Raw genomic sequence first — 14,114 nt, 5'->3', positions numbered from 1 at the left:
GTAAATTTAAATTAATTTTAAAATTTCTTTAGCTCTTATAAAGTCATTTTGTATTTGCATTGCAAGAGCTTCAGCCGTATTGAATTTAAATTCTGGACGCAGATTATCAATAAACATAACTTCTAGCTTTTCGCCATATAATTTTCTACTAAAATTAAATAAATGTGTCTCAAGTCTTATACTGTCACCATTAAAGGTTGGCTTTATACCTAGATTTGCTACTCCTTTATATATATTATCTTTCCAACTTACAAGAACTGCATATACTCCTCTAGGAGGCAGTACAAGCTCTTGTTCTGGTAAAATATTTGCCGTAGGAAAACCCAGCTTTTTACCTATACCGTTTCCATGTTGTACAAAACCTTCAATAGTAAACGGACGCCCTAAAAATTCAGCAGCGCTTTTCACATCGCCTCTTTCTATAAGGTTTCGAATAAAAGTACTGCTAATATTTTGCCCTTTATATTTTACAGGTGGAATTATAATTGTATCGATTCCTTCTTCATGACATATCTCTTTTAATGTATAAGCTGTACCTTCACCCTTGTATCCAAATCTATAATTATAGCCGACAACTATGACCTTTGCATTACATTTATCAATTAATATATCATGTATAAAATCCTTATAATTCATCCTGGAAAATTCTAAGGTAAAAGGTGCCAAAACGAAGTGGTCTATTCCATAGGATTTCATTATTTGCTGTTTTTGGTTTGGTGTCATTATAAATTTAATATTATTATCTGGAGATAAGACTTTTGATGGGTGTGGTTCAAAAGTAAAAATTAAGGAATCGATATTCCTTATTTGAGAAGATCGTAATAATTCTTTAATTAATTTTTGATGGCCTTTATGTATACCGTCAAAGTTTCCAATGCCACAAGCTGTACAATTTGATACTTGTAAAGATGATAATTCATGGTATATTTTCATATGCTTCTCTCAATCCTGCTTTAAAGCTTTAAATACTTGTAGTGCAATTCGGTTTTTGATTTCTTTCACAACTGCAATGCCTAAAAATTCTTTAAAGTTATAAACACGAATAAATTTATCTAGATACACTCTTAGATAATCGAAATCGCCATACAATACTTTACCTTTTATAAAAAAATTATTATCTTCTCGATTCAATATGACCATGGGCATATTTTGCAAACACTGATCTATTGGGATTAAAACCTTTTCAAATGTATTATTTATAAGATTTTGTTGAATCTCTTCAAGAGTTAATGAATCCTCTATTTTAAAAGACCCCGATCGTGTCCTAATCAAATCTGAAAGGCATGCTCCACAGCCAAGTTTATTGCCGATATCCTCACAAAGAGTTCTTATATATGTGCCCTTTGAACAAGCCACATTAATAATAGCAGATTTTTCGTCAAATTCAAGTAAATCTATGGAATATATATATATTTTTCTAGGTCTTCGTTCTACCGTTATTCCTTGACGTGCCAATTCGTATAATCTTTTTCCTTTATAATGCACGGCTGAATACATAGGTGGTATTTGCATGATTTCTCCGGTAAATTCTTTAAGAACTTCTTCAAATTTAATTTTTTCAATTTTAACAGGACCATTATAAATCTTTGTAATATTCCCTTGAAAATCGCCAGTATCCGTAGTAACTCCCAAACGCATTTCAGCTATATATTCCTTGTCATCTTCCATGAAAAATTCTATAGCCTTTGTTGCTTTACCGATAAAAGCAGGTAGCACTCCGGTGGCAGCAGGGTCTAAAGTTCCACTATGGCCTATTTTTTTAATCTTTAATAACCTTCTTAAATGATTTATAACATCATGAGATGTCATTCCCGCAGGTTTTAATACATTAATTACACCTTCCACTAAATCCCTCCATTATATACATCCCTACTGTATTTAAAACAATTTTACGGGCTTTTTCTAAAGGAATTTCAACAATACAACCTGCGGCTCTTAAATGGCCACCTCCATTAAATTTCTCTGCTATCTTGCTTACATCAATCCATTCGTTTGACCTAAATCCTACCTTTGTCAGTGATTCTTCTTTTTCCCTAAAAAGTACAGCTACTTCTACACCTTCAATTTCTCTAGCATAATTAATAATACCATCTATATCTTCCTCTAGGGCCCCGGTAATTTCAAGCATTTCTTTTGTAATATAAATACTTGCTACTTTATTATTAGCCGATAATTCAAGAGTATCTAATGCTAGTTTCAGTAAATTGATAGAACTGATACTTCTTTTTTCAAAAACTTGGCGACTCACATAATTCGGTTTTACGCCTTTATCCACCAAATCTGCTAAAATCCTTAATGTCAAAGATGTAGTATTAGAATATCTCATCGAACCAGTATCGGTAACAATAGATGTAAAAAGATTAAGAGCAATATCATAATCTATTTCAGTTTTACCATTTAATAACTTATATATGATTTCTCCAGCTGAAGAAGCATTGCTATCAACTATATTTAAGTTACCAAAGCGAGTATTACTTTTATGGTGGTCTATATTTATTACAACATTAGTATATTTGTCCAATTCTTTTCTAAAACCAAGTCGTTCAATGTCACTACTATCCACAGCAACTAACGCATCATAATTGTCTGAAATCCCCTTTGTTATTAAATTACTTCCCGGCAAGAACTCATATTTTTTAGGGATATCATCATTAACTACCGGCACTGCCTTTTTACCTTTTTTCAATAAAGCAAGAGTCAATGCAAGTATAGAACCTATACTATCTCCATCTGGATCAATATGTGAGGTGATTACAAAACTGTTATTGTTTTTAATAGCCTCATGAAAGGCAGTAACATCAATAACATCCATATTATTTATCCTCTTTTTCTTCTGGTTTCTGTTTTTTAATTTCTTCCAGTAATTTATTAATATGAATCCCATATTCAATAGACTCATCTATCTTAAAGGATAGCTCCGGCATATACTTTATTCTGATTTTACCTGCTAATTCATGCCTGATAAAATTTTTTGCATTCTGAATTACATCAAAAGTAGTATCTTTTTTTGTTTCATCACCATAAAAACTAATAAATACTGTAGCGTGGCCAAGATCTTTTGTCACTTTAACTTTAGTAACAGATATCAGCCCTTCAATGCGCGGATCTTTTAAATCACTGTTTATTATTTCACTAACACCTTTTTTAATTTCTTCTGCAATTCTTTCGTTTCTAGAAAAGTCCACTTTAGTATTCACCTCATACTAATATTACCTCTTAATCGGTTTGATTACAAAAGCCTCAAGAACATCTTGCTCTTTTATATCATTAAATTTTTCAAGACCGATGCCACACTCATATCCACTCATAACTTCTCTTACATCATCTTTAAATCGCTTTAAAGAAGCTATCTTACCTTCGTGAATTACAATTCCTTGACGTATTACACGAATTTGTGAATTTCTGGTAATTTTTCCCTCTGTAACAAAACACCCAGCTACCACGCCAATTGTGGGAACTTTAAATAATGCTCTAACTTCTGCTCGACCCAATACTACTTCCTCGTATTCAGGCTCAAGCATTCCCTTCATAGCTAACTGAATATCGTCTAAAACATCATAAATGATTCTGTAAGTTCTTATATCGATTTGTTCCTTTTCTGCCATCTTTTTTGCATTAGAATCAGGTCGAACATTAAAACCAATAATTATTGCATCCGAAGCTGATGCAAGCATTACATCACTTTCGGTAATTGTCCCCACACCACCATGAATTATCTTAACTTGAACCTGATCACTTGAGCATTTTTCCAAAGCTTGTTTAATTGCCTCAATTGAACCCTGTACATCGGCTTTTATTATCAAATTCAAATCTTTCACTTCGCCTTTTTGAAGCCTTTCAAACAATCGGTTCAATGATATTTTTTTAGGTGTGTTATATTCTGGTTCTTTTTGAAGATTCTTTTGCTCTTCAGCAATTGACTTAGCTTCTTTTTCACTTGATACGGCTATTAAAATATCACCAGCAGTTGGCACTTCAGATAATCCCAGTACCTCCACAGGTATTGAAGGCCCTGCTGCTTTTATTCTTTTACCGCGAGAGTTAAACAGTGCCCTTACTTTCCCATAAGATGTACCTGCAACTATTCCGTCACCAACTCTTAAGGTTCCCCTTTGAACCAGAACGGTAGCAATGGGCCCACGACCTTTATCCAGTTTAGCTTCTATTATAACCCCACGAGCTTTACAGTTGTAGTTAGCCTTTAATTCAGCCATTTCAGCCACTAATAAAACCATTTCCAAGAGTTGGTCTATTCCTGTCTTTGCTTTTGCAGAAACATTTACAAAAATTGTATCTCCGCCCCATTCTTCAGGAATTAAACCATAATCAGCTAACTGTTGTTTTATTCTGTCCGGATTTGCTGTAGGTTTATCAATCTTATTTATTGCAACAATAATTGGAACACCTGCTGCTTTAGCATGATTTACAGCCTCAACAGTTTGTGGCATTACACCATCATCCGCTGCTACTACTAATATTGCTATATCGGTTACTTTTGCACCTCTAGCTCGCATAGCTGTAAAAGCTTCATGGCCTGGAGTATCTAAAAATACAATTTTTTTTCCATTAATTTCAACTTCTGAAGCGCCAATATGTTGAGTTATACCGCCTGCTTCTTGCTTTGTAACACTTGTTTGCCTTATAGCATCAAGCAGAGATGTTTTACCGTGATCCACATGGCCCATTACCGTTACAACTGGGGGACGAGGTTTTAAATCTTTGGGATCATCGCTTTCTTCTTTTATGAATAGGTCTTGACTATCTTCTTTTTCTTCAATAACATCAAATTCAAACTCACCAGCAAGTTTCTTTGCTGATTCAAAATCTATTTCTGCATTAATATTTACCATCAAACCATAATCCATGAGTTTCTTTATTATTTTAACTGGTTCAATTCCCATAAGGATGCCTAAATCCTTAACACTTATTTTTCTGGGAATAGTAATTACTTTTCGTTCATTTTTATTATTATTATCCTCAGTTTTTGTACTTGTAATCTCGCTTTTTTTAGTATCATATGATTGAGCAGATTTCTTCTTACTTTTTCCAGATTCTTCTTCAATTAGTTCGATAACTAGTTTTGCTGTATCTTCGTCTATTGTGCTCATATGATTTTTTACATTTACATCTAAATCTTCTAAAACCGTAATGAGTTTTTTACTTGAAATTCCTAATTGCTTGGCTAATTCATATACACGTAGTTTAGTCAATATCCCCCACCCCCGTTAAAAGATTAATACGCCTAAATATTTCTTTTGCTATACCTTTATCAGTAATCCCAATCACCTTTCTTTTTTTCTTGCCGATTGCTCTACCTAATTCATCAGAGTTTCCCCACGAAATCATAGCTACATTTTTGCGGGTACTTAATTCCTTAATTTTTTTTTGGGTATTTCCCGATGTATCTTTAGACATAATTATCAAAAAAACTTTATTGGCATTAACACTTCTTTCCACACAATCTAGGCCTGATATTAATTTGCCTGCCTTTTGGGTAATGCCTAATATAGAAAAGACTTCATCGGATCTCATGAATTTAATAATTCCTCCTTGATGTTTAAAACCATTTCTTTTGTTACGTGAAAATCTAAGGCTTTAGAAAGTTTGTTCTCCCTCATAGATGCTTCAATGCATTTATCATTTTTACAAAGATAGGCTCCACGGCCAGATTTTTTGCCTGTAGGATCTATTTCGATTTTGTTATCAGTAGTACGAACTATTCTTATTAATTCATTTTTTGGTTTCATTTCCTTACATCCAATGCACATACGCATCGGTACCTTCTTACGTTTCACTTTCGTCACCTCTTAAATCATCATTAGCATTGAAATTGCTATCCTTGCTCTTTATATCTATTTTCCAACCGGTTAACCTTGCAGCAAGTCTTGCATTTTGGCCTTCTTTCCCAATGGCTAATGATAACTGACTTTCTGATACAGTGACTCTAGCTGTTTTAGTATTTTCTTCTACGATAACATTCAGCACTTTTGCGGGACTTAAGGCATTTGAAATAAATTCAGCCACATCTTTATCCCATTTAATTATATCTATCTTTTCTCCATTAAGTTCATCCACAATTGACTGGACTCTCGATCCTTTGGGACCGACACAAGCACCTACCGGATCAATATTTTCATTTTTTGAGTACACGGCTATTTTTGTTCTAGAACCAGCTTCCCGAGCTATTCCTTTAATTTCTACAATACCTTCATAAATTTCAGGCACTTCTAATTCAAATAACCTTTTTACAAGTCCTGGATGAGATCGTGAAACAGTTATCTGAGGGCCTTTGGTAGTCTTCTTAACTTCAAGTATATAAACTTTTATTCTATTGCCTTGAACATACTCCTCAGAGCTTATTTGCTCTCCAGTCGGAAGAATAGCTTCGGTTTTACCTAAATCAATTATAACATTTTTTTTGTCAAATCTTTGAACTATACCTGTAACTATATCGGTTTCTCTCCCAGAGTATTCTTCAAATATTAAGTCCCTTTCAGCTTCTCGTATTCTTTGCATTACAACCTGTTTTGCTGTTTGTGCAGCTATTCGGCCAAATTTTTTTGGAGTTACTTCTATGGAAATAACATCACCGATTTTTGCAGTTGGGTTAAATGTGTATGCTTCATTAATATCAATTTCAAGGAGTGTATCTTTTACTTCGTCCGTAACTACCTTTTTAGAAAATACTTTTACTTCCCCCGTATCTCTATCGATACTGACAGATACATTTTGAGAAGAACCATAATTCTTTTTGTAAGCAGATATTAATGATGCTTCAAGTGCATCTAATAGAATGTCTTTTGATATGCCTTTTTCTTTTTCTATTTGTGCCAATGCTTCGATAAATTCTATATTCATTTTCGATCCCCGTCCCATTTGAATTTTAACTTAGCTGATGATATCTTTTCTTTCGGAATTAAATAACATTCTCCATTCTTAACAGTAACAGTATTGTTTGAATAATCCTCTAAAATCCCCGTGAAAACCTTCTTATCACCAATCTTTTCAAAGGTTTTAATTTCTACAAATGAACCGATGTATCTTAAAAAATCCTTGTCCGTTTTTATCGGTCTTTCTAACCCTGGAGAAGATACCTCTAAAATATAACTGCATGGTATTAGATCAGCAATATCAAGAAGTCTGCCAACTTCTACACTCACAGTCTGACAATCATCAATGGTTATCCCACCAGGCTTATCAATATAATATCTTAAATACCAATTTCCAGATTCCTTTACAAATTCCATATCGATTAATTCAAACCCTGCTGCTTCAACGGCTTTATAACCCAAATTCCATAGTTTCTTCATAGATTCATCTTTCAGCATAGTATAATCACTCCTGTAAAACCAAAAGTTTTATTCAGTTTGGTATAAATTAAAATGACATTGGTAATAGAAAAACATTCTTATAAAATGAAGAATTAGTCTTATAATATTAAAGAGTGGGAATTTACCCACTCCAAGTTTCACCCCAAAACATAATGTCAGTTTATTACCCATTAAATTATAACACAGCAACTTGTTGAATGCAACTCAAAACAGACTCATTTGATCAGTTTCCTGAAGACCGTTTAATACGCCATTTTGCTTTAAAATCTGGACAACAGTTTTAGTTATCTTTGTCCTCTGTTGTAAATCATCAATTGAAGTAAATCTTCCCTTGTTTCTCTCCTTTTTTATGTTCTGAGCTGCTGTAATTCCTAAGCCTTGCAATGCTGATAAAGGCGGCAATATACCGTCTTTTGTTATTTTAAATCTTTTTACATCTGACTTGTATAAATCTATGGGAACAAATTGAATACCTCTCATATACATCTCGTTAGCTACTTCTAACAGTGTATAAATGTTTTTTTCTTTAGCAGTAGCCTCTTTTTCTTTCTTTTCAATTTCATTCATTGTTTCTCTAATTTTTTTAGGTCCCTGTAAAATTAGTTCAGCATCAAAATCGTCTGCCTTAACAGTAAAATAAGTAGCATAAAAGGCTTCTGGGAAATGTACTTTAAAATATGCAATTCTAAAAGCCATTACAACATAGGCTACGGCATGTGCCTTCGGAAAAAGGTATTTAATTTTCTTGCATGATTCAATAAACCATGAGTCTATATTATTATTTTCCATCAATAGTTTTTCGTATTCCGGTTTCAGGCATCTACCTTTTCTTACGTCTTCCATAATGTTAAAGGCTGTTTTAGAATTAATCCCTTTGTTTATTAAATATATCATTATATCATCTCTGGTGGCAATTACATCTTTTAATGTTGCAATATTATTTTTTATAATGTTTTGTGCATTATTCAGCCATACATCAGTACCATGTGATAAACCACTTATTCTAACCAGTTCTGAGAATGAAGTCGGGCGCGTATCTTCGAGCATTTGCCTAACAAACCTAGTCCCAAATTCAGGAACCCCTAGTGTTCCAACTGATGTTCCCAAAACTTTTGGATCCAAATCTAGTGATGCCAGAGATGAAAAAATTTTCATGGTTTCTACATCGTCTAAAGGCACTTCTCTTACATTTATACCTGTTTCTTCCTCTAACATTTTGATGACTGTAGGATCATCATGACCTAATAAATCTAGTTTTAGCAGTCGATCACTAATAGAGTGATATTCAAAATGAGTTGTAATAACTCCCGAACCCTTGTCGTCAGCGGGATGTTGTATTGGTGTAAATTCAAAGATTTCTTTATCTTTTGGAACTATTATTAGGCCTCCGGGGTGTTGACCTGTCGTTCGTTTAACACCAGTAATCCCTGTAGAAAGGCGGGTTAATTCGATATTAGGTAGCTGTATACGTTTTTCTTCTAAGTATGCCTTGACAAAGCCAAAAGCCGTTTTTTGCGCCACTGTTGAAACAGTCCCAGCTCTAAATACATGATGCTCTCCAAATAATTCTTCAGTGTACTTGTGAGCTTTTGACTGATATTCTCCTGAAAAATTTAAGTCAATATCAGGAATTTTATCTCCTTCAAAACCCATAAACACTTCAAATGGGATATTGAAACCTTCTTTTTTCATGCGGTTTCCGCATTTAGGACAATTTTTATCAGGTAAATCCGGACCCACTATTTCTTGTATATCTTCTTCAAATAAAGATGTTTGACATATCGGACATAAATAATGAGCAGGCAATGGATTAACTTCCGTAATTTGGCACATGGTAGCAACCAGGGAAGATCCTACCGATCCTCGCGATCCAACGAGATATCCGTCTTCCATAGATTTTTTTACTAGCTTATGTGCTATAAGATATATTACAGCATAGCCATTATTAACAATAGAATCTAATTCATGTTTTATTCTTTTTTCAACAATAGGAGGTAGTTTTTCACCGTAAAGTTTTTTGGCTTGGCGGTAAGTCATATCTATAATTTCTTGTTCAGCACCTGCGATTTTAGGCGGATATAGTCCGTCTGGAAATGGTGCAATCCCATCATTTACTTCATCAGCTATAATATTTGGATTTTTTATAACGACTTCATTTGCTATTTCTGTTCCAAGATATTTGCATTCATTTAACATTTCATCAGTAGTCTTAAAATATAGTCCCGATTCTTTGTCAGCATCTTGGAATCCCTGGGCATTCAAAAGAATTTTTCTGAATATTTCATCTTCAGGATTGATAAAATGCACATCACCTGTCATCACTACAGGTTTTCCTAAGTTTTTTCCTATATCATATATTTGACGATTCAGTTCCTCGAGTCTTTGTATTCCACTTGCATATCCGCCATCGATTAAAAATGCATTATTGTGCAGTGGTTGAATCTCTAAAAAGTCATAAAACCCTGATATTTCTTTGACTTTTTCATAGCTGCAAAAATGGAGCAAGCTCTGAAACAGCTCACCGGCTTGGCATCCGCTTCCAATTAATAAACCTTTTCTATAAGTTCTGAGTAAAGATTTTGGTATACGGGGATGCCTATAGAAAAAATCTAAATGTGCCACAGATACAAGTTTATATAAATTTTTTAAACCAATCTTGTCTTTTACAAGAATCGTAGCATGATAAGAACTTAGGCTTGTTACGCCCTTTTGCAATTTATAAATGTCATTTATTTGAGAAATATTGTCTATACCGGCTTCATTTACTTTTATAAGCAGTTCCTGCAATATAAGTGCTGCGGTCTTTGCATCGTCAATAGCCCTATGGTGAGATCCCATTTTTATATTTAATTCTTTTGCCAAAGTATCTAATCGATGGTTTTTTAACTTAGAAAAAATTATTCGGGCTAAAGCTAAAGTATCCAGTATGTTATTTTCAAATGGAATTCCTAGCTTAGACGCTTCCCTTCTTATGAATCCAGAATCAAATTCTGCATTATGAGCTACAAACACCCCATCACCTAAGAACTCCATGAAGGATGGAAGAACCTGTTCAATAGGCCTGGCATTTTTTAGCATCTCATTTGTTATTCCTGTGAGATTTATAATATTAGTCGGGATAAGTCTTTGGGGTTTTATAAAAGAACTGAACTTATCAATAATTTCATTATTAAGTATCTTTATAGCACCTATTTCTATGATTTCGTCGCCATCAAAACAGAGTCCGGTTGTTTCTATATCAACAACTACAAAGGTTACTTCCTTTATAGATTTATTAGGAGGCGATATTATAACAGGATTCTCATCATCGAATATATATGCTTCAACCCCATAAATAGGCTTTATGCCAAATTTTTTTGAAGCCTCATATATTTCGGGGAAAGATTGCAATACACCGTGATCAGTGAAGGCAACTGCCTTATGTCCCCATTTTTTAGCCATTTTGATAACCTCTGTCGGTGAACATAAGGCATCCATAGAACTATATCGTGTATGTAAGTGTAATTCAACCCTTTTTTCAGGTTTTGTATCCTTCCTTTCAGGCTTTTTGTCAATATTAACATCAAACGGAATTAATTCATACTCCTGACTGTACTTATTCTTTTCTATTTTCCCGCGAACTTTTAACCAAAGACCTTCTTTAAATCTAAATTCTAAGGATTTTTGTTCACCTGAAAGAAATATTTTTACTAAAATAGAACCAGTATAATCAGTTAAGCCAAATGTAAGCATTATTGTCTTATTTTTTAATTCACGTTTTTCAATATTAAATACCTCGCCAGAAAAGATAACATCGTTAGTTTCATTAATATAATCACCTATAGGAGTTGAATTACCTGAAATTATTCTTCCAATTATATTTGGAGATAAGTTATCATTGTCAATTCCATTATTACCCTTAAATTCATTTTCTTTGAGGATAGACTCTATTATTTCTTTTTCCTCTTCATAAATATCATATGTATTTTCTTCTATACTTTCTTCAGTCTTTTCTTTGAAAACAACTTTCAAAGGATACCCTAAACCTACGAAAAAATCTTCTATAATAGGGGACACCTTACGTTCTTTTAAAAACTCTAATCCACTAGGCTCGACATAAATATTCAGATGCTTTTCATCTAATTCCCAATAGCTATTAAGCATCCACATTTGTGATGCTGGAGCTTCTGTGAATACGCATTCTAAAAGATCCTTCCATACTTTTGCGACTAGCATCTGACCCTTATTTCCGTTATCCAATTTGACGCAATGAAACAAAACATTATTAGTATACGGCAAATGATGCAATAGTATCTTTTTTATTTTAATCAATGTTTGTTCGGTTAAAACATATTCTGAAAGCAAAAAAACATCTAAGTCTTTTTTTTCCCTTGAAACAACTATATTTTCTAATATAACATTTGTTAACAATCTTTTTTCTTCAGCTTCAAATATTTTTAAATCCTCTTCTTTAAATATATCTTTAAGGTTGATCATACTATAATCCCTCTACATCAAAAAGAAAAAATTATCTCAATTAAATTTAAATTTTATAGCACTAGATATTATATCCACATACATTTTTATTCTGGATATAAAGCCTAAAAAAGCACCTCTTTTTTCTTCTTTCATTACATGAGTTAAATTAGGAAGATAAACCCGCTGAACCCTTATTTTTTCTTTCTCAGCCATTAAAGTAAGCGCCATTTCAATCCCATAATCCTTTACATTATGTTTTTCAAGTTTGCAAAAAACTGATCTTGATATGGCTCTCTGACCCGAAAGAAATGGTGCGATTTTTTGGGCTAAATCTGTAGCTCCTCTTCCGGATTTAAATATCCCTATAGTCATATCAGCTTTTTTATCGATAATAGGCTGTAAAAGGCTCGTAATATGTTCATCATTCAAGCCTATTAAATCTGCATCTAACATTAGGATTATATCAGCATCCGTATTTTTAACACCTATTAAGACAGCATTTGTTTTCCCTTGATTTTTCTCAAGCTCAATTACGCGAGCCTTATAAGACTTGGCTATTTTTGCAGTATTATCGCTTGAGCCATCACTTATAACAATGATTTCGTCTATTAGTTTGTGGTTTGACAAGGGTTTTAAAACATTACCTATGGTTTTTTCTTCATTATACGCAGGCATTACCACAGCAATTTTCATAGGTATAAATCACCCTTTGCAATTTAATTTGTCTAACAAACATTATCTTACTAACTGGGATTTTAAAAAGCTTTAACAAAATAATTAAATGCTTCTACTTTTATTTACTTATAAAGTTGAATAGGAAATTTTTTATAACGCTATTTTTTAATAGGATTTTGCAAAATAAGCAATAATATTCGATTCTTTATCGCATACTATGCATCGCCCTATGGTTGATTGTTCGGAAAATGGGATACACCTGAGTGTAGCTCCTGTTTGTTCCTTTACAAACTTTTCACATTCTGGATTTCCGCACCAATGGGTTTTTATAAAACCTCTTTTCGCATCTATTACTTGTTTAAACTCATCAAAATTATCAATTTCTCTGATATTTTCCTGCATGAATCTTTTAGCTTGATCAAACATATTTTCTTGTATTTCATTTAATAGGGTTTTCAAGCAGGAAAGTAATTCAGGTTCACTTACAGTAAATTTCTCCCCTGTATCTCTTCTCACAAGAACCACCTGTTGCTTTTGAATATCTTTCGGACCTATCTCAATACGAACCGGAACTCCCCTCATTTCCCATTCATTAAATTTCCATCCTGGTGTGTATTCATCGCGATCATCAAGCTCAATCCTTACTTCAGTTTTAAGTTTAGTAAAAATTTCATTAGTTTTATTTAATACCAATTCAGTTTGTCTACCAAAAATCGGTACAATAACTGCTTGTATAGGTGCTATAGTTGGAGGAATTTTTAAACCACGGTCATCGCCATGAACCATAACAATGGCACCAATTAATCGAGTAGTAATGCCCCATGATGTCTGCCAAACATACTTAAGCTGGCCGTCTTGATCTAAAAAAGTGATATCATAAGCCTTAGCAAAATGCTGACCTAAATTGTGAGAGGTTCCAGCTTGAAGAGCTCTCCCATCACTCATCAATGCTTCAATAGTATACGTCTTAGAAGCACCGGCGAATTTTTCATTATCTGACTTTTCACCTGTTACTACTGGTAGTGCCAAATCTGTTTCTACAAAATCTCTATATACTTCAAGCATCCGTAAAGCTTCTTCTTCAGCATCTTCTTTAGTCCGATGGGCTGTATGCCCCTCTTGCCACAAAAATTCAGCAGTACGTAAAAATGGCTTCGTACTTTTTTCCCATCTAACTACATTGCACCATTGATTTATTAGAACTGGCAGATCTCGCCAGGATTTTATCCATTTGGAATACATATTACATATTATGGTTTCGGACGTAGGTCTTACCGCCAAACGTTCAGCTAGCTTTTCGTTTCCTCCGTGAGTAACCCAAGCCACTTCAGGAGCAAAACCTTCTACATGTTCGGCTTCTTTTTGAAGAAGAGATTCTGGAATGAAGAGAGGAAAATACGCGTTTTTATGACCAGTAGCTTTAAAACGATCATCTAGTAACTGCTGTATATTTTCCCACAAGGCATAGCCATAAGGCCTTATAACCATACAGCCTCTAACAGGCGAGTAGTCTGCCAGTTCGGCTTTAAGTATAACATCAACATACCACTGTGAAAAATCTTCAGTTTTTGGTGTTATTTCCTTTACAAAGTCATTTTCCATATTCAAGTATTACCTCCTTCAACTTTCTCTTTAAATATAATAACATAT

Annotated in this window: 12 protein-coding genes; all 12 read right to left on the bottom strand. The window is 33.6% G+C overall.

Annotation, left to right across the window (positions count from 1 at the left end):
* Window positions 1–6 precede the first annotated feature (6 nt).
* The 12 genes from BUC45_RS04195 to proS all read right to left on the bottom strand — a co-directional run bounded on the left by BUC45_RS04195 (window position 7) and on the right by proS (window position 14,066).
* Window positions 7–933, bottom strand: a complete 927-nt coding sequence (locus BUC45_RS04195; RefSeq protein ID WP_296970570.1) for a bifunctional riboflavin kinase/FAD synthetase — start codon at window positions 931–933, stop codon at window positions 7–9.
* Between the two features lie 9 nt (window positions 934–942).
* Window positions 943–1,845: a tRNA pseudouridine(55) synthase TruB gene (truB, locus tag BUC45_RS04190; RefSeq protein WP_296970569.1), complete on the bottom strand. Its 903-nt coding sequence runs from the start codon at window positions 1,843–1,845 to the stop codon at window positions 943–945.
* Window positions 1,829–2,812, bottom strand: coding sequence for a bifunctional oligoribonuclease/PAP phosphatase NrnA (locus BUC45_RS04185; RefSeq protein WP_296970568.1), 984 nt, complete (start codon window positions 2,810–2,812; stop codon window positions 1,829–1,831). Before BUC45_RS04185 ends, truB begins: the two co-directional genes overlap by 17 nt.
* Before the next feature lies 1 nt (window position 2,813).
* Window positions 2,814–3,185 (bottom strand): 30S ribosome-binding factor RbfA, encoded by a 372-nt coding sequence (gene rbfA, locus BUC45_RS04180; protein ID WP_296970566.1) that lies wholly within the window; start codon window positions 3,183–3,185, stop codon window positions 2,814–2,816.
* Window positions 3,186–3,209: 24 nt separating this feature from the next.
* Complete coding sequence (infB, locus tag BUC45_RS04175) at window positions 3,210–5,210, bottom strand: translation initiation factor IF-2 (RefSeq protein WP_296970565.1); 2,001 nt, start codon at window positions 5,208–5,210, stop codon at window positions 3,210–3,212.
* Window positions 5,203–5,532, bottom strand: a complete 330-nt coding sequence (locus tag BUC45_RS04170) for a ribosomal L7Ae/L30e/S12e/Gadd45 family protein (RefSeq protein WP_296970563.1) — start codon at window positions 5,530–5,532, stop codon at window positions 5,203–5,205. Before BUC45_RS04170 ends, infB begins: the two co-directional genes overlap by 8 nt.
* Window positions 5,529–5,795 (bottom strand): YlxR family protein, encoded by a 267-nt coding sequence (locus tag BUC45_RS04165; protein ID WP_296970562.1) that lies wholly within the window; start codon window positions 5,793–5,795, stop codon window positions 5,529–5,531. Before BUC45_RS04165 ends, BUC45_RS04170 begins: the two co-directional genes overlap by 4 nt.
* A complete protein-coding gene (gene nusA, locus BUC45_RS04160) occupies window positions 5,785–6,858 on the bottom strand; it encodes a transcription termination factor NusA (protein WP_296970561.1) in 1,074 nt (357 codons plus the stop codon). The genes BUC45_RS04165 and nusA overlap by 11 nt, the downstream gene beginning before the upstream one ends.
* Entirely contained in the window at window positions 6,855–7,328 is a 474-nt protein-coding gene (rimP, locus tag BUC45_RS04155; RefSeq protein WP_013778335.1) for a ribosome maturation factor RimP, read from the bottom strand. The genes nusA and rimP overlap by 4 nt, the downstream gene beginning before the upstream one ends.
* 207 nt (window positions 7,329–7,535) lie before the next feature.
* Window positions 7,536–11,807, bottom strand: a complete 4,272-nt coding sequence (locus BUC45_RS04150; RefSeq protein ID WP_296970559.1) for a PolC-type DNA polymerase III — start codon at window positions 11,805–11,807, stop codon at window positions 7,536–7,538.
* A 36-nt stretch (window positions 11,808–11,843) separates the two neighbouring features.
* Window positions 11,844–12,482 carry a glycosyltransferase family 2 protein gene (locus BUC45_RS04145; protein WP_296970557.1) on the bottom strand — a complete coding sequence of 213 codons (639 nt, stop codon included), beginning with the start codon at window positions 12,480–12,482 and terminating at the stop codon, window positions 11,844–11,846.
* Window positions 12,483–12,629: 147 nt separating this feature from the next.
* The gene (gene proS / locus BUC45_RS04140) at window positions 12,630–14,066 is read right to left on the bottom strand and encodes a proline--tRNA ligase (protein WP_296970671.1); all 1,437 of its coding nucleotides are present in this window, start codon (window positions 14,064–14,066) and stop codon (window positions 12,630–12,632) included.
* Window positions 14,067–14,114 lie beyond the last annotated feature (48 nt).

Source organism: Tepidanaerobacter sp. EBM-38 (genome assembly GCA_001896545.1).
GTDB lineage: Bacteria > Bacillota > Thermosediminibacteria > Thermosediminibacterales > Tepidanaerobacteraceae > Tepidanaerobacter.
This window is presented reverse-complemented; position numbering and strand designations above follow the sequence as displayed.

Coding starts and splice junctions, on each gene's coding strand:
- BUC45_RS04195 (WP_296970570.1), bottom strand. CDS start 933: ATGAAAATATACCATGAATTATCATCTTTACAAGTATCAAATTGTACA.
- BUC45_RS04185 (WP_296970568.1), bottom strand. CDS start 2,812: ATGGATGTTATTGATGTTACTGCCTTTCATGAGGCTATTAAAAACAAT.
- BUC45_RS04170 (WP_296970563.1), bottom strand. CDS start 5,532: ATGAGATCCGATGAAGTCTTTTCTATATTAGGCATTACCCAAAAGGCA.
- nusA (WP_296970561.1), bottom strand. CDS start 6,858: ATGAATATAGAATTTATCGAAGCATTGGCACAAATAGAAAAAGAAAAA.
- rimP (WP_013778335.1), bottom strand. CDS start 7,328: ATGCTGAAAGATGAATCTATGAAGAAACTATGGAATTTGGGTTATAAA.
- BUC45_RS04150 (WP_296970559.1), bottom strand. CDS start 11,807: ATGATCAACCTTAAAGATATATTTAAAGAAGAGGATTTAAAAATATTT.
- BUC45_RS04145 (WP_296970557.1), bottom strand. CDS start 12,482: ATGAAAATTGCTGTGGTAATGCCTGCGTATAATGAAGAAAAAACCATA.
- proS (WP_296970671.1), bottom strand. CDS start 14,066: ATGGAAAATGACTTTGTAAAGGAAATAACACCAAAAACTGAAGATTTT.